Raw genomic sequence first — 15,701 nt, 5'->3', positions numbered from 1 at the left:
TTTCACATGAGAGGAGAGTCATTGAGCTTAAGTGTCATTCTGCGTAAATTTTACATAAATAAACCTTTATGGTTGATTGGTATATTTAGGTTTTCATTTGGTTGTGCGGAATTTTCGCGTAATTGTCGTCATTTCTCCAACCGTATCGCGTTGCCGTAACAAACAACCATTCAAACACATATTAACTAATTGAATATCTAGTTAATGGAGGTTTGAATGAGCAAATCACAACGGCGTTGTTGAACAAATCATTCACATAACGTACTGATATCGATGGGATTTCTCCCATCAATCAACTCGGTAGCTAACAGGCATACCAAGTCTTATGACTTTGCTTTCACGTTGGCCAATGCTTCGCCAACTTGTGCATCGTAATCACGTAGTGTCAGCTTAGGGTTGATTAACGTTTTGTATCGAGACATGCCTGTTTCTGACAGAGAGCGTTGGTGATAACCCTCTTCTTGTTTCCAGTCTTCCAAGTTACGCGATTTCAAGGCGCTGACGGCTGCATTGCGAGGGTGGCCATCCTCCCAGTAACCCGCGTTGCTACGCGGTGGAATGGTCGGTTTGATGCCTTTTTTCTTGAGCACCTGATGACAGGCTTTCGTATCGTAAGCACCGTCAGCGCTGACTTGGGCAATTTTTCGGCGTAACGGGTTGAGTAGTGTCGGTAGGGCTTCATTGTCGCCGACAGACGCTAAGCTCACGACGGCAGAAATCACTTCATGTGTACTGTCGTCAATCGCGAGATGCAGCTTGCGCCAAACACGGCGTTTTTCCTTGCCATGTTTGCGCGTTTTCCACTCTCCCTCGCCGAACACTTTTAACCCAGTGGCATCAATAACGACGTGAGCAACGGGTCCACGACTGGGTAATCGGTAGTTAACCTCGACCGTCTTCGCTCGTTTACTGATACAACTGTATGACGGCGATTTTAGCGGTACGTCCATCAGACCAAATATCGAGTCGAGAAAGCCTTGCAGGGTGCGAAGAGGGAGCTTGAAAATACCTTTAACCATCAGCGCGGTTTCAATGGCACCATTGGTAAAGGTAAAGCCTCTGCCTCGTTTGCCATGATGCTCTTTGCAGTGCCAAGTCTGGATAGCGGCGTCATCAACCCAAAAGGTAATCGAACCACGGTTAATCAATGCTTGATTATATTGTTTCCAATTGCTGATTTTTTACTTGGCTTTGCTCATCATCTGATGACCTATTTTGAGGTTGTGGTGATCTGAACGAGGCTCGGATGATAAGTTCAATGATTTAGGAAACAACGCCCACTGAAGAGAGTTGCAGTAGGAAAAACGCCTAAACGCAAAAAAGCCCACATGATGTGGGCTTTTTTATATGGCTGGGGTACCAGGATTCGAACCTGGGAATGACGGGATCAAAACCCGTTGCCTTACCGCTTGGCGATACCCCAGTAGGCGTTGCCTAACTTGGTGCGGAGAGAGGGACTTGAACCCTCACGTCCTTTCGGACACTAGCACCTGAAGCTAGCGCGTCTACCAATTCCGCCACCTCCGCAAAAGGTGGATAACTCGGTAACAAAAACGCAGACCGAATTATAAAAATAATGGTGGCTACGACGGGATTCGAACCTGTGACCCCATCATTATGAGTGATGTGCTCTAACCAACTGAGCTACGTAGCCACTCTGTCAGGCATAGTGCCTTAAGACGCTGCGAATTATGCGGATCTGGGCGAAAGTCGTCAAGGTCTGGTTATTGTTTTTTTTGCGATTTTGCATTCATTGGCTGCAATAATCGCCATTTTGGACAATTTAGCGGCAAAGCCTATCGAAGAGGGGGCGGACCGCGTTGAACGGTGGGAATAAAAAAACCAGCCCGGAGGCTGGTTTTATCTGACAAGGGCGGGGTCTCGACAACTCACCCAAGAGGCATTAGGCGCTTATACGTTAAAGCGGAAATGGATCACATCGCCATCTTTTACGATGTAGTCTTTGCCTTCTAAGCGCCATTTACCGGCTTCTTTCGCGCCGCTTTCGCCATTGTTCGCAATATAGTCTTCATAACCGACCACTTCAGCACGGATAAAGCCTTTTTCGAAGTCAGTGTGGATTTTACCTGCCGCTTGCGGAGCAGTGGCACCAATTGGCACGGTCCAAGCACGCACTTCTTTAACACCCGCCGTGAAGTAGGTTTGCAGGGTAAGCAGTTCATAACCGGCGCGAATCACACGGTTAAGGCCTGGCTCTTCCAGCCCCATTTCTTCTAAGAATGCAGCCGCTTCTTCGGCGTCTAACTCGGCAATTTCGCCTTCAATTTCCGCGCACACGGCGACCACGGTGGCACCTTCTTGGGCAGCAATTTCACGTACTTTGTCGAGGTAAGGGTTGTTTTCAAAGCCATCATCGTTGACGTTGGCAATGTACATGGTGGGCTTAAGCGTCAAGAAGTTGAGGTATTGTACTGCCGCTTCTTCTTCTTTGCTTAGCTCGACAGAACGCAACATGTTGCCTTCTTCCAGCACAGGCAGCAGTTTTTCGAGCACAGTTAGCTCAAACTTGGCGTCTTTGTCACCACCTTTGGCTTTTTTGGTGTTGCGCTGAATGGCGCGCTCACAGCTTTCAAGGTCGGCCAGTGCCAGCTCGGTGTTGATAACATCGATGTCATCCGCAGGGTCGACTTTACCGGCTACGTGAACAATGTTGTCGTTTTCAAAACAACGTACCACGTGACCAATTGCATCGGTTTCGCGGATGTTAGCGAGGAACTTATTTCCTAAGCCTTCACCACGTGATGCACCGGCTACCAGTCCCGCGATATCCACAAATTCCATGGTGGTTGGCAGCACTTTTTGGGGGTTAACAATCTTGGCTAACGCATCCAAGCGTAAGTCAGGCACAGGCACCACGCCTGTGTTTGGCTCGATGGTACAGAATGGAAAGTTAGCTGCGTCAATGCCAGCTTTGGTCAGTGCATTAAACAGAGTGGATTTACCTACGTTTGGTAGGCCCACGATGCCACATTTAAAACCCATGAGATGGTAACCCTTTAATCAAAAATTACTGTGCTTTGAAGGTATGCAGACGGTTTTGCGCTTTGGCAAGATCGTCTTTGAGCAAGATATCGAGGCTACGAACCGCCTCGTCCGTGGCCTGTTCGATCAGGCTTTGCTCATTGGCGGGGGCTTTGGTGAGCACATATCCCGCTACCTTATCTTTGTGACCCGGATGGCCAATACCAATCCGGAGTCGGTAGAACGATTTATCGTTAGCTAATTTACTGATGATGTCACGCAGGCCATTGTGTCCTCCGTGTCCACCGCCTTGCTTAAACTTTGCCACGCCCGGTGGCAAGTCTAGCTCGTCATGCGCCACCATGATGGCATCGACGGGAATATTGTAAAAATTAGCCAGTGCTTGAACGGCTTTACCGGACAAATTCATGTAAGTGGTTGGGATCAACAAGCGCAGATCTTGACCGTGTACGGTAATGCGGCCGGTCAGGCCAAAAAACTTTTTTTCTTCTTTCAGCGGTGCATTGTGGATCCGCGCAAGTTCTTGCACGACCCAAGCGCCYGCGTTGTGGCGTGTTTGGGCATATTCTGGCCCCGGATTGGCCAATCCAACTAGTAAGCGGATCTGATTACTCACGATGTTTCTCGCTGTTTATCTACCCATCATAGCCGGTGAGCATTCTGCCCACCCCAAAAGGCGCCATATCCTACCATTGTTACGACTCAGCGGTCGAGTCAGCACTGAAAATAGACAGATAAAAAAACGCCCTGCACAGAGGCAGGGCGCTGTCACTAAGGATGCGTCTATTACGAATTAAACATCGCAGAGATGGATTCTTCGTTGCTGATACGGCGAATCGCTTCCGCCAGCATGCCAGACAGAGTCAGTTGTGAGACTCGGCCGGTTGCTTGGATTTCTGCGCTCAGCGGAATGGAATCGGTAACCACGATTTCATCGATGACAGATTCAGCAATGTTTTTCGGTGCGTCGCCAGAAAATACAGGGTGAGTCGCGTAAGCAAATACACGTTTCGCACCACGGTTTTTCAGCGCTTCAGCGGCTTTACACAGGGTGCCACCGGTATCGATCATATCATCAACGATGATGCAATCACGGCCTTCTACGTCACCAATCAAGTGCATGACTTGAGACACGTTCGCACGAGGACGACGTTTATCGATGATGKCAATGTCGGTATCGTCGAGCAGTTTCGCGGTTGCACGCGCTCGAACCACGCCGCCGATGTCAGGAGAGACAACAACAGGATCTTCCAAGTTCTTCGCTAGCATGTCTTCAAGCAAAACAGGGGTGCCAAAGATGTTGTCGACAGGAACGTCGAAGAAGCCTTGGATTTGCTCTGCGTGGAGATCCACGGTGAGGACGCGGTCAACGCCAACGTTGGAAAGAAAATCTGCAATAACTTTTGCGGTGATAGGAACACGGGAGGAACGTACGCGGCGGTCTTGACGGGCATAACCAAAGTAAGGGATTACTGCGGTTATACGACCTGCCGATGCACGTCGGAACGCGTCTATCATCACGACCAATTCCATTAAGTTGTCATTGGTCGGTGCACAGGTAGATTGGAGGACGAACACGTCACTACCGCGCACGTTCTCGTTAATCTGAACACACACTTCGCCGTCAGAAAAACGGCCGACAGTGGCGTCACCCAGTGACATGTAAAGACGGTTTGCGATACGTTGGGCGAGAACGGGTGTCGCGTTACCAGCGAACAGCTTCATATCAGGCACGGTGGAAACCTCGGGTTGCATCCATTTAGTAGTCACTGACTCACAGTTTGCTGCTGTAGCGCATCAAGTAGGGGTGAACGGTTCAACCCACGTGCAACAAACCCTGTCAGCCAGTTAGGCATTATGTCGAGTGTGGCCTGGGCATCTTGTGCGGTGTCAAACTCGGCAAACACGCACGCGCCTGTCCCAGTCATCCTAGACGGCGCGTATTCTAGCAGCCACGAAACAGCCTTATCAACCTCGGGGAATTGTTTACGGGCTATCTTTTCGCAATCGTTTTCGTATTTTTGCCCCATTAGCTCAGAAACTGTGCGCTTTGGCGTGTTTCTTTGCAACTGAGGATGAGTGAAAATTGCAGCGGTCGAAATCGACACGTCCGGCTTGACCACTAAGTAAACTTTTTCTTCCGGTAACACCGGTGTAAATTTTTCACCCACGCCCTCAGCCAATGCTGCCTGACCATGAATAAAAATAGGCACATCGGCGCCCAAACGCAATCCAAGAGCAGCCAATTCATCAGCGCTGACCTGGGTCTGCCATAAATGATTGAGCGCAACCAAGGTGGTGGCAGCATCGGATGACCCGCCCCCTAATCCGCCGCCCATAGGGAGCCGTTTGTCGATATCAATGTGCGCCCCGTAGGGACATCCTGTGCGGGCTTGCAGCGCCTTGGCGGCTTTGACAATCAAGTTATCGTCTTCTTTCACCCCTTCCATGGCAGGGCTGAGGTTGATCGTCCCGGTTTGGTTTGGCGTAATGGCAAGGGTATCGCCCACGTCCAAAAACTGAAACAAGGTTTGGAGTTCGTGGTATCCGTCCTCACGACGGCCATTGATATACAAGAAGAGGTTCAGTTTGGCAGGCGCGGGCCAAAATGTGGTGTCATTCATCATCAAGCGTCCAATTGGAGATAACCAGCTTTACGGTTTGCTGGGGGCTTTTTAAGGTGATACGCGAAGGCAGCGCTGGCTGCGTGCTACCATCGTAACCGAGATAATCAATGGTCCAGCCTTTAGCGTTGCTTAAACGGGCAAGGCGGTTATCATCGCCGAGCTCAAATTGATCTCGCGATTGTGGTAAGCCAAGCAACCAAGCGGGCAGCGCGTCAATCGGTAACGACATGCCGCTCAGCCGCTCAATCAAGCGAGCCGCATCTGAGTCGGTATAAACTTGGCCTTGGTCATCCACCACGGTGGCAAGCTGCGGATCGATAGTCAGCGAGAGTAGGGTGGTCCCTAAAAAATTGGTCAGACGGAGCGTGGATTGTTCTGGCTGATGATGCCAATACAAATTCGCTGAAAACCGCTCTTGGGGTGAAATAAACGCGACCTTGCCTTTCGCCGTGTAGCTATCAATGGCCGTTAACGCCGACTGATGCGCTTGCCATTGAGTCGACGGTGGCGGGGCGGTGGCACAGCCCGACAAAATAGCGATACAGGCGGCGATGACGCAGGCGCGTAGGGGAGCAAACATGTGCTGAGTATCCTTTCTTTGACGTCAATAAAGCGGCATCAGGGCCGTGATGCGCTTACTTTGCCACAAGCTGTGCGGAGAAAGAAGACGCCTATCGTGCCTGTATCCGTGGATACGGCACGGGTTTGGCGAGGAAGCCACCAATCTCGCGAGGCTTCACATTTCCACGCCAAGAGGATGATGCATATCAATGTTCGCTTTAATTCACGGGGGCCATCAAGTAAAATCCTCCGCTCCAATCCTTACTGGTGCTGTCGGTAACAACGCTTCATGAGCCTGTTAGTTCTCGGAATCAATCACAAAACGGCCCCCGTTGACTTGCGGGAGAAAGTCGCCTTTTCGCCGCAACAACTGGAACAAGCGTTGCAGCAACTGACCGACCACCCTCAAGTGCGAAGCTGTGTGATCGTCTCAACGTGTAACCGCACTGAGCTGTACGCCGACATGCGTCAGCCGGGGATCGGCGTGCTGGTGGATTGGTTGACCAATTTTCATCACCTAAGCAGTGATAGCCTGATGGCGAGCATTTACTATCACGAAGAACAAGCAGCGGTGAAACACCTGATGCGCGTAGCGTGTGGGTTGGACTCTTTGGTACTCGGTGAGCCACAAATTCTAGGCCAAGTGAAGCAGGCTTATGCCAGTTCCGGAAAAGCCAATCTGATTGCGGGCCCGCTAGAAAAGCTGTTTCAAAAAGTGTTTGCCGTTGCCAAACGGGTGAGAACCGAGACGGATATCGGCGGCAATGCGGTCTCTGTTGCTTTTGCGGCTTGTACCTTGGCGCGTCAGATCTTTGAGTCGTTATCCGATGTCACCACCTTATTGGTCGGGGCGGGGGAGACCATAGAATTAGTGACCAAGCACCTGCATGAACACAAATGCAGCAACATTATCGTGGCCAATCGGACTCAATCTCGTGCGCAGTGTTTGGCAGACCAATTTAATGCGCAGGTGATTGGGCTTGAAGCGATCCCAGAGCACTTGGCGAAAGCAGATATCGTGATTAGCTCAACGGCCGCCCCTTTGCCGCTTATCGGTAAAGGCATGGTAGAAAAAGCACTGAAACAGCGCCGTCACCAGCCCATGTTGCTGATCGATATTGCCGTGCCAAGAGACATTGAAGAAGAAGTGGGCAATCTTGCCGACGCGTATCTGTATAGTGTGGATGATTTGCAATCTATCGTGGAACGTAATCGCGAACAGCGTAAAGTAGCCGCGATCCAAGCTGAAGCGATCGTGACGGAAGAAAGCGCTGATTTCATGCGTTGGCTACGCTCACGAGAGGCGGTTGATAGTATTAAGCAATTCCGCACTCAATCGGAGCAGATCAAACAAGCCGAGCTTGAACAAAGTATTCAGGCGTTGGCCAATGGCGCAGATGCCGAAAGCGTATTGCGCCAATTGAGCAATCGTCTAACAAATAAACTGATCCATACGCCGACACAGGCAATGCAGCAAGCAGCACAAAATGGTGAGCCAGAAAAACTGGCGGTGATGCGTGCCTGTCTTGGGCTGGACAGTGATAACTAACGAAGAGATATATGAAAGCATCAATTTTAGCCAAGCTAGAATCACTGGCCGAGCGTTATGAAGAAGTTCAGCACCTGTTGGGCACGCCAGAGATCATCAACGATCAGAACAAGTTCCGTGCGCTGTCCAAAGAATACTCTCAGCTTGAAGAAGTGATTAAGTGTTTCGGTCAGTTCAAGCAAGCACAAGAAGACTTGGTAGCCGCACAAGAAATGGCAAACGAAGACGACCCAGAGATGCGCGAAATGGCGCAAGAGGAAGTCGAACAGGCCAAGCAGAGCATTGCCGACTTGACCGACGAGCTGCAAATCTTGCTCCTACCCAAAGACCCTAATGATGATCGCAACTGCTTCCTTGAGATCCGTGCCGGCGCAGGCGGTGATGAGGCCGCGATTTTTGCAGGCGACCTATACCGTATGTATAGCCGTTATGCCGAGCAACGTGGCTGGAAGACTGAAATCATTAGCGCGAGCGATGGTGAGCACGGTGGTTTTAAAGAAGTGATTGCGCGCGTGGCAGGCGAAGGCGCCTATGGCGTGCTGAAATTTGAATCTGGCGGCCACCGTGTCCAACGCGTGCCGGCGACAGAATCACAAGGTCGTGTACATACCTCTGCGTGTACCGTTGCTATCTTGCCTGAAGTGCCAGAAGCAGAAATTCCAGAGATTAACCCTGCTGATTTAAAAGTGGATACCTTCCGTGCATCGGGTGCCGGTGGTCAGCACGTTAACACCACCGACTCTGCCATTCGTATTACCCACTTGCCAACCGGCACTGTGGTGGAGTGTCAAGACGAACGTTCGCAGCACAAAAACCGCGCTAAAGCGATGTCGGTACTGGCCGCTCGTTTGATTAAAGCGGAAGAAGAAAAGCGCGCTGCCGAAGAAGCGTCAACACGTCGTAACTTGTTGGGCTCAGGCGATCGCTCCGACCGTATCCGTACTTACAACTATCCACAAGGCCGAGTGTCCGATCACCGTATCAACTTAACCCTTTATCGTTTAGATGAAGTGATGCAAGGCGATTTGGATAGCTTGGTTGACCCTGTGATTCAAGAGCATCAGGCCGACCAACTCGCGGCGTTGTCAGAGCAACAATAATTATGACTGCCACGATTAGCGCACTGTTAGCGGATAGCACCCATGAATTGAGCGCTGTCGGGCATGGCTCGGCGGCCATTGATGTGAAGGTGCTGCTTTGTCATGTGCTCGATCAGCCCACCAGTTATTTGTATACCTGGCCTGACCGTAAACTGACCGCCGCTCAGCTTGCCCAGTTTCGTCAGCTGTTTGCGCGTCGTCTGCAAGGCGAACCCGTGGCGTATATTCTTGGCTATCGCGACTTTTGGACGCTGCGCCTATCGGTGTCGCCCGCGACCTTGATCCCACGCCCAGAAACGGAACTGTTAGTCGAGCAAGCACTGGCGGTGTTACCGGATAAGCCCTGTCGGGTATTGGATTTAGGCACAGGCACAGGCGCGATTGCGCTAGCGATTGCGTCAGAGCGCGCTGATGCGACCGTGGTGGGCATCGATCTGATGCCAGAGGCGGTATTATTAGCCAGCCGGAACGCACACGACAATCAAATCACCAATGCGCACTTTATTCAAAGTGATTGGTTTGATGCGCTTAGCGACATGCAGCCTTTTGATCTGATTGTCAGCAACCCGCCCTACATCGACGGTGCCGATCCGCATTTGCAGCAAGGCGACGTACGGTTTGAACCAGCGAGTGCGCTGGTGGCAGACGAGAGCGGGCTGGCAGATATTCGCCACATTGGTGCGACTGCGCGGACATATTTGGCCGCATCTGGTTGGCTAATGGTAGAGCATGGCTATGACCAAGGCGCAGCAGTGCGCGCGCTTTGGCAACGACAAGGATGGGGCAATATTGCAACCCAGCAGGATCTCGCTGGGCTCGATAGAGTCACTGTCGCTCAGAACGTATAATTCTAACTGACTGGAAGCAGGAACTTTTTATGATCTACATGGCACTAAAGCATACCCATTTATTGAGTATTGTCTTGAGCCTTTCGCTATTCGTGATCCGCTTTTTCTGGGTGATGCGTGGCAGTGAGATGCTCAACAAAAAATGGGTCAAAGTGACACCCCATGTTGTCGATACCGTATTATTGACCACCGGAATTGGCCTGATTTTTGTAACAGGTTTTGTGCCATTTACGCCAAGCGGGGCGTGGATGACCGAAAAGCTGACTTGTGTACTGGCTTACATTGCGCTCGGATTTGTCACCTTGCACTACAGCCGTGGCAAACTCTTTCGCACCTTTGCGTTCTTTGGCGCCTTGGGTTGGGCATACGCAGCAGCCAATTTAGCGTTAACGAAAGTACCACACCTAATGGGATAACAGGATGCCATTAACCGATCAACAACTGGATCAGCTCACACTGGCAGAGGGCGCCTTAACATTGAACCACGCGCTCGATCCGTCGATCGATGTTAATCACGTTCAGGCCTCACTGGAGCTGTTGGCGGACGAAGCCGAACATCTACTGGGTAGCGAACCCGATATGGCTTTGCGCCTCGAGGGCTTGCGTCGCCTTTTCTATCATCAATGGCAATTTACGGGCGACTTCGAGCAATACTTTTCCTCGGAGAACGTCTTTATTCACCATGTACTGTCGCGCAAAAAAGGGATCCCAGTCTCGCTCGGTGCGATCTTTTTGTACCTGTGTGAGCGCCTCTCGCTACCCGTCAAACCGGTTGGCTTTCCAACTCAGCTGCTGTTGCGCATTGATGAGTTAGAAGACACTCCCGTATACCTCAATCCATTTGATGGTGAGCGTGTCAGCATGCGAACCCTGCGTGGCTGGCTGATAGGCAGTCAAGGACCGTTTGCTGAGCTAGATCCATCGCACCTTGAAGTGAGTGACCACCCATCGATCATTGGTCGTTGGTTGGCCGTCGCCAAAAGTGCGTTATTGCGCGAAGAAAAGTACGCGATGGCATTACGTTGTAGCGAACTCGCGCTAACCTTTAGCCCTGACGACCCATACGAGATTCGCGATCGCGGCTATATCTTTCAGCAACTCGATTGTGATCGGGTTGCGGCGACCGACTATGAGTACTTTATTGAGCAATGCCCGGATGATCCGGCGGCAGAGCTGTTAAAGATGCAAGTGAAAGTACTCAACGAAGAACAACCGACTTTACATTAGCGCGCTGCTTTCAGTGCGACCAAGGAACTAACCATGACGCAAAAAACCGTTCACATTGGCGATATGCCAGTGGCTAACGACCGTCCTTTTACGCTGTTTGCTGGCATGAATGTGCTGGAGTCTCGCGATTTAGCGATGCAAATCTGTGAGCACTACGTCAAGGTAACGGACAAACTGGGCATCCCTTATGTCTTTAAAGCCTCCTTTGATAAGGCGAACCGTTCATCCGTACATTCATACCGTGGACCGGGAATGGAAGAAGGCCTGAAGATCTTTGAAGAGCTGAAAAGCACCTTTGGCGTCAAAGTGATCACCGACATTCATGAGCAAGAGCAAGCGGCACCCGTAGCGGAAGTGGCGGACGTGATCCAGCTGCCAGCGTTCTTGGCTCGTCAAACTGACTTGGTGGAGGCGATGGCCAAAACCGATGCGGTGATCAACGTGAAAAAACCCCAGTTTATGAGCCCAGGCCAAGTGGGGAATATCGTGGATAAATTCGCGGAGTGCGGCAACGAGAAAGTGATTTTGTGTGAGCGTGGTAGCTGCCACGGTTACGATAACTTGGTCGTGGATATGCTGGGCTTTGATGTGATGAAAAAGGCCTCCAATGGCAGCCCTATCATTTTTGATGTGACCCATGCCCTGCAATGTCGAGATCCGATGGGCGCTGCATCTGGTGGTCGTCGCCAACAAACGGTGGATTTAGCGCGTGCTGGTTTAGGAACCAAGATTGCCGGCTTGTTCATTGAGGCGCATCCAGATCCAGACAACGCACGTTGTGATGGCCCTTCAGCACTGCCGCTAGATAAACTCGAGCCTTTCCTTGCGCAAATGAAAGCGCTGGATGATGTGATTAAAAACTTTGCAGAGATTGATATTCGCTAATTCGCGAATGATCGAGACCTATAAAAAGCTGCCCATTGGCAGCTTTTTTTATTCGCGGCTTGCGGCCACGCCTTCACGGTGAGCGGTCGCCTATTAGTCGATACGTGTAGCACTTACACCTTGTTGCATGTCTTCGTTTAGGCGCGTTACTAAATAATCAATCAGAGTGCGGAGTCGTTTGGGCATCAAGGTACGATTGGCATACACCAAGCTGATGGGTACCGTCGGCATTTGCCAGTCGCTAAGCAGTTGGACTAAACGACCTGACTCAAAGTGCGGACGACATAAGAACGTCGGCAATACCGCAATGCCGAGGCCATCAAGGCATGCCTGCAATGAGGCTGTAATGGTGTTGACCCGCAGCTGATAGGGGAGGTCKACACTAAAGCTCTGCCCCTGCTTGTCATACAACTCCCATGCTAAAAGTTTCACCGCTTGGTTATACACTTTGACTTGGCGATGCGGTGAACGAAGATCGGCAGGGCTTTGCACCATGCCAGTTTCGGCCAAATACGCTGGGCTTGCCGCTACGACACGGGTTGAATTGGTGAGCAGGCGTGAAACGAGGTTTGAGTCTTTGCGTGTCCCCACTTGCGCGTAGAGATCAATGCCTTCACCAATAATGTCGACTTCACGGTTACTCATCTCAAGGTGTACGCGAATATGCGGATGCAGCTTGATGAACTCGTTGATGTAAGGCCCCAATACCTGATGACCGAGCTCAACGGGCATCACCACATTTAAATCCCCTTGGATCAATTCTTGGTGAGCGGTGATTTCAACTTCCGCCTGCTCCATGATGTCTTTCGCCAACAGGCACGATTGGTAAAAGCGCTCGCCCTCTGCGGTCAGCTTTAAACTGCGCGTGGAGCGCGTGATCAAACGCACACCTAGATTGCGCTCAAGATCAGAGACTTTTCGACTGACCGTCGATTTTGTCATTCCCAGTGCCTCAGCCGCTTGCGTGAAACTGCCTAATTCCACCACTTTCACTAGGATGGCGAGCGCATTGAAGTCCAACATCCTTCCTCTAATTAGATTAATTTGTGCAACAGTGTTTTTGATTATAGCGCGATTATTAATTAATACGATTGGTTTACAATTCGAAACACTTTGCTTGGTATTGATTTAATTAACATTAGTGAGACCTCATGACAGCCTCAACCGCTTCGAAACGCGTTAAAGCGCCACTATTGGCGACCTTGATATTTATCGTGATTGGTGTGCTTGGCGCCGGGTACTGGTGGATAGAGGGGCAGTATCATGTGTCGACCGATAACGCCTACCTAAAAGGGGACATCGTTACCATCAGTCCCAAAGTCTCTGGCTATATCGTTGCCCGATATGTCGACGACAACCAGTTTGTAAAAGCCGGAACCTTATTGGCGGAAATTGACGATCGCGATTATCGTGCCGCGGTCTCCCAAGCTAAAGCAGCACTCGCCTCGGCAAGCGCTAATGTCGAGCATCTGCACGCACAGCAAACCTTACAGCACAGTAAGATCCGCCAAGCCGCGAGTCAGATGGCATCCGCGCAAGCTGAGTACGATCGCGCCAAGCAGCAAGTGGCCCGTACCCAGCGTTTAATTGCGCAGCATTATTCCTCCGAAGATGAATTAGATGCCCAGCTTGCGCAGCAAAAAGTACGACTCGCCCAGCTAGAGCAAGCCAAAGCTGCTCATCATGCCGCCAGTGACCAATTGGCCGTGTTAGCCAGTGAGCTGAAACAAGCCCAAGCTGCGATTGATGACGCCACCGCTAAGCTGACACAAGCGCAGCTTAACTTGGATGATACCCGCCTTTATGCGCCCGTTGATGGGGTGATTGGTAAACGGAGCTTGCGCGTTGGCATGTTGGTTCAGCCGGGCATGCCGTTAGTCAGCTTGGTGCCTCAAGGGGAGGTGTGGGTTGAAGCGAATTTTAAAGAAACGCAGCTTGCGCATATCCAGCCGGGGCAATCGGTGGATATTGAAGTGGACGCGTTTCCCGGACAAGCACTGCATGGCGTGGTCGATAGCTTCTCGCCAGCCACGGGCGCACAGTTTGCGCTGCTGCCCCCTGAAAATGCCACGGGGAACTTTACAAAAATTGTTCAGCGGGTGCCGATTAAAGTCCGGATCCCCGATCAGCCACTTAAAGCCAAGTTATTGCCTGGGCTATCCGTGATTGCAACGGTAGATACACGAGGCTGAAGATGACCGCGACTGCGTTAACGGCCGATGCCTACAGCGATCACGTACCGCTCAAAAACTGGATTGCCCTCTTGGGTGGGTTGATTGGGGCCTTTATGGCCATTCTCGACATTCAAATCACCAATGCATCGCTAAAAGATATTCAAGGGGCGCTGTCGGCGACCTTGGACGAAAGCTCGTGGATCTCGACCTCCTATCTGGTGGCTGAGATGATTGCGATCCCGCTCAGTGGCTGGTTATCGCGGGCGCTGGGCGTACGTCGCTATCTGACATGGACCACCGCGGTGTTTACGCTGTCATCTTTTTTGTGCTCACTGTCATGGAACATGAGTGCGATGATCGTGTTTCGCGCCATGCAAGGATTTAGTGGCGGAGCGCTGATCCCACTGGCTTTCTCGCTGGTGGTGCAACTGCTACCTGCCAACAAACGGGCGATTGGTATGGCGATGTTCGGTGTCACGGCGACGTTTGCGCCTGCTATTGGACCGACCTTTGGTGGCTGGCTGACGGAAAATCTGTCGTGGCACTATATTTTCTACATTAATATTCCACCAGCAATGCTGGTGATAGCTATGATCCGCTACGGGCTTGAGGATACGCCGTTATCATTGTCATTGCTGAAAAAGGCCGATTGGGTCGGAATTGCCACTATGGCATTAGGGCTTGGCTGCTTAGAAGTGGTGCTTGAAGAGGGCAATCGTGAAGATTGGTTTGGCTCATCATTTATTCTCACGCTCAGTGCGATTTCCGTGGTGAACATCGTCTACTTTGTGATTAACGAACTGCAACACCCCCGTCCACTGGTGAACTTGCGGCTACTGAAAGACAAGCAATTTGCCTTATCCTGCTTTGCCTATTTAATTTTGGGTATGGCCTTACTTGGCTCGATTTACGTGTTGCCGCTGTATCTCACCCAAATCCAACACTACAACGCGATGCAAATTGGCCAAGTGCTGATGTGGATGGGGCTGCCACAGTTGTTACTCTTTCCGCTCGTGCCTAAGTTAATGCGCGTGTTTCGCCCAACTCACATGGTGACATTTGGCTTTGTAATGTTTGGGTTAAGTTGTTACGTCAATACACACATGACCGTCGACTTTGGTGGTCAGCAGCTGGTTTTATCCATGATCCTGCGTGCGATTGGTAGTCCCTTTATTATGGTGCCTTTGTCGATAGTGGCACTGAAGCATATCCAGCGTGATGACACGCCAGATGCCTCCACACTCACCAATGTGATGCGTAATTTGGGCGGTGCGTTTAGCATTGCCATGATAGCGACCTTGCTAGATAACCAAACACGCTTGCACTTGGCGAACATCAAAGCCACCTTGTCCACAGTGAGCGAGCAAGGTTGGCAGCGTTTGCACCAACAAACAGATTGGTTTATCGCCACAGGCAGTGATGCCACCACTGCGTTGCATCAAGCACAAGCCAGCGTGTTGAGTGTGATGCAACGTGACGCCGCGATTATGGCGTACAACGATGCCTTTATTGTGATGACCGGCTTTTTAGCATTAGCAGCCGTACTGATCCTCTCGCTCGAAGACTAACTCCCGCTCGATAGTCACCACGCAAAATGGGAGCGGTGTACTGCCGCTTCCTTCGCTATCCTTCCTGATAAGTTCAAGTAGCTTGACCGACAAACGGTGTTGTCCGATGCATTCGGCTATTGTCGCTGTCTTTTCGTCTGCCGCCGTGTCATTTGTTCG

At 51.1% G+C, this 15,701-nt stretch carries 14 protein-coding genes, 3 tRNA genes and 1 pseudogene; 8 read left to right on the top strand and 10 right to left on the bottom strand.

Features of this window, described 5'->3' with window-relative positions:
- Positions 1–332: 332 nt before the first annotated feature.
- The 9 genes and pseudogenes from BZJ19_RS15285 to lolB all read right to left on the bottom strand — a co-directional run.
- A pseudogene (locus tag BZJ19_RS15285) lies at positions 333–1,178 on the bottom strand (IS5 family transposase); the annotation flags it as partial.
- Between the two features lie 170 nt (positions 1,179–1,348).
- Positions 1,349–1,423 (bottom strand) — tRNA-Gln (locus tag BZJ19_RS15280).
- Between the two features lie 17 nt (positions 1,424–1,440).
- Positions 1,441–1,527 (bottom strand) — tRNA-Leu (locus BZJ19_RS15275).
- A 50-nt stretch (positions 1,528–1,577) separates the two neighbouring features.
- Positions 1,578–1,654, bottom strand: a tRNA-Met gene (locus BZJ19_RS15270).
- A 257-nt stretch (positions 1,655–1,911) separates the two neighbouring features.
- Positions 1,912–3,003, bottom strand: a complete 1,092-nt coding sequence (ychF, locus tag BZJ19_RS15265; protein ID WP_069587380.1) for a redox-regulated ATPase YchF — start codon at positions 3,001–3,003, stop codon at positions 1,912–1,914.
- A 25-nt stretch (positions 3,004–3,028) separates the two neighbouring features.
- Positions 3,029–3,619: an aminoacyl-tRNA hydrolase gene (gene pth, locus BZJ19_RS15260; protein ID WP_069587379.1), complete on the bottom strand. Its 591-nt coding sequence runs from the start codon at positions 3,617–3,619 to the stop codon at positions 3,029–3,031.
- Between the two features lie 170 nt (positions 3,620–3,789).
- A complete protein-coding gene (locus BZJ19_RS15255) occupies positions 3,790–4,737 on the bottom strand; it encodes a ribose-phosphate pyrophosphokinase (RefSeq protein WP_131826411.1) in 948 nt (315 codons plus the stop codon).
- Positions 4,738–4,769: 32 nt separating this feature from the next.
- Positions 4,770–5,630: a 4-(cytidine 5'-diphospho)-2-C-methyl-D-erythritol kinase gene (gene ispE / locus BZJ19_RS15250; protein WP_077676252.1), complete on the bottom strand. Its 861-nt coding sequence runs from the start codon at positions 5,628–5,630 to the stop codon at positions 4,770–4,772.
- Positions 5,620–6,210, bottom strand: a complete 591-nt coding sequence (lolB, locus tag BZJ19_RS15245) for a lipoprotein insertase outer membrane protein LolB (protein ID WP_077676251.1) — start codon at positions 6,208–6,210, stop codon at positions 5,620–5,622. Before lolB ends, ispE begins: the two co-directional genes overlap by 11 nt.
- Positions 6,211–6,480: 270 nt before the next feature.
- Between lolB and hemA the strand changes: the two genes are divergently transcribed.
- From hemA to kdsA, 6 genes are read left to right on the top strand one after another with little or no spacing between them, the layout of a single operon-like run.
- Positions 6,481–7,740: a glutamyl-tRNA reductase gene (gene hemA / locus BZJ19_RS15240; protein WP_077661828.1), complete on the top strand. Its 1,260-nt coding sequence runs from the start codon at positions 6,481–6,483 to the stop codon at positions 7,738–7,740.
- 11 nt (positions 7,741–7,751) lie between these two features.
- Positions 7,752–8,840: a peptide chain release factor 1 gene (gene prfA, locus BZJ19_RS15235; protein ID WP_077479699.1), complete on the top strand. Its 1,089-nt coding sequence runs from the start codon at positions 7,752–7,754 to the stop codon at positions 8,838–8,840.
- Between the two features lie 2 nt (positions 8,841–8,842).
- Positions 8,843–9,688, top strand: coding sequence for a peptide chain release factor N(5)-glutamine methyltransferase (gene prmC / locus BZJ19_RS15230; RefSeq protein WP_077661827.1), 846 nt, complete (start codon positions 8,843–8,845; stop codon positions 9,686–9,688).
- 32 nt (positions 9,689–9,720) lie between these two features.
- Positions 9,721–10,104 carry a SirB2 family protein gene (locus BZJ19_RS15225; protein ID WP_069587478.1) on the top strand — a complete coding sequence of 128 codons (384 nt, stop codon included), beginning with the start codon at positions 9,721–9,723 and terminating at the stop codon, positions 10,102–10,104.
- 4 nt (positions 10,105–10,108) lie between these two features.
- A complete protein-coding gene (locus BZJ19_RS15220) occupies positions 10,109–10,915 on the top strand; it encodes a SirB1 family protein (RefSeq protein WP_077479697.1) in 807 nt (268 codons plus the stop codon).
- Between the two features lie 33 nt (positions 10,916–10,948).
- Positions 10,949–11,800, top strand: a complete 852-nt coding sequence (gene kdsA / locus BZJ19_RS15215; protein WP_077676250.1) for a 3-deoxy-8-phosphooctulonate synthase — start codon at positions 10,949–10,951, stop codon at positions 11,798–11,800.
- Between the two features lie 93 nt (positions 11,801–11,893).
- Here the strand turns inward: kdsA and BZJ19_RS15210 are convergent, their stop codons facing one another.
- The gene (locus BZJ19_RS15210) at positions 11,894–12,820 is read right to left on the bottom strand and encodes a LysR family transcriptional regulator (protein ID WP_077676255.1); all 927 of its coding nucleotides are present in this window, start codon (positions 12,818–12,820) and stop codon (positions 11,894–11,896) included.
- 131 nt (positions 12,821–12,951) lie between these two features.
- Between BZJ19_RS15210 and BZJ19_RS15205 the strand changes: the two genes are divergently transcribed.
- Positions 12,952–13,992: an HlyD family secretion protein gene (locus BZJ19_RS15205; RefSeq protein ID WP_077676249.1), complete on the top strand. Its 1,041-nt coding sequence runs from the start codon at positions 12,952–12,954 to the stop codon at positions 13,990–13,992.
- Positions 13,993–13,994: 2 nt separating this feature from the next.
- On the top strand, positions 13,995–15,542 hold the full coding sequence (locus tag BZJ19_RS15200) for a DHA2 family efflux MFS transporter permease subunit (protein ID WP_077676248.1): 1,548 nt from the start codon (positions 13,995–13,997) through the stop codon (positions 15,540–15,542).
- Positions 15,543–15,701: the final 159 nt, after the last annotated feature.

This window comes from Salinivibrio proteolyticus, assembly GCF_001996165.1.
In the GTDB taxonomy this organism is placed as follows: domain Bacteria; phylum Pseudomonadota; class Gammaproteobacteria; order Enterobacterales; family Vibrionaceae; genus Salinivibrio; species Salinivibrio proteolyticus.
This window is presented reverse-complemented; position numbering and strand designations above follow the sequence as displayed.

Coding starts and splice junctions, on each gene's coding strand:
- ychF (WP_069587380.1), bottom strand. CDS start 3,003: ATGGGTTTTAAATGTGGCATCGTGGGCCTACCAAACGTAGGTAAATCC.
- ispE (WP_077676252.1), bottom strand. CDS start 5,630: ATGATGAATGACACCACATTTTGGCCCGCGCCTGCCAAACTGAACCTC.
- lolB (WP_077676251.1), bottom strand. CDS start 6,210: ATGTTTGCTCCCCTACGCGCCTGCGTCATCGCCGCCTGTATCGCTATT.
- hemA (WP_077661828.1), top strand. CDS start 6,481: ATGAGCCTGTTAGTTCTCGGAATCAATCACAAAACGGCCCCCGTTGAC.
- prfA (WP_077479699.1), top strand. CDS start 7,752: ATGAAAGCATCAATTTTAGCCAAGCTAGAATCACTGGCCGAGCGTTAT.
- prmC (WP_077661827.1), top strand. CDS start 8,843: ATGACTGCCACGATTAGCGCACTGTTAGCGGATAGCACCCATGAATTG.
- BZJ19_RS15220 (WP_077479697.1), top strand. CDS start 10,109: ATGCCATTAACCGATCAACAACTGGATCAGCTCACACTGGCAGAGGGC.
- kdsA (WP_077676250.1), top strand. CDS start 10,949: ATGACGCAAAAAACCGTTCACATTGGCGATATGCCAGTGGCTAACGAC.
- BZJ19_RS15205 (WP_077676249.1), top strand. CDS start 12,952: ATGACAGCCTCAACCGCTTCGAAACGCGTTAAAGCGCCACTATTGGCG.
- BZJ19_RS15200 (WP_077676248.1), top strand. CDS start 13,995: ATGACCGCGACTGCGTTAACGGCCGATGCCTACAGCGATCACGTACCG.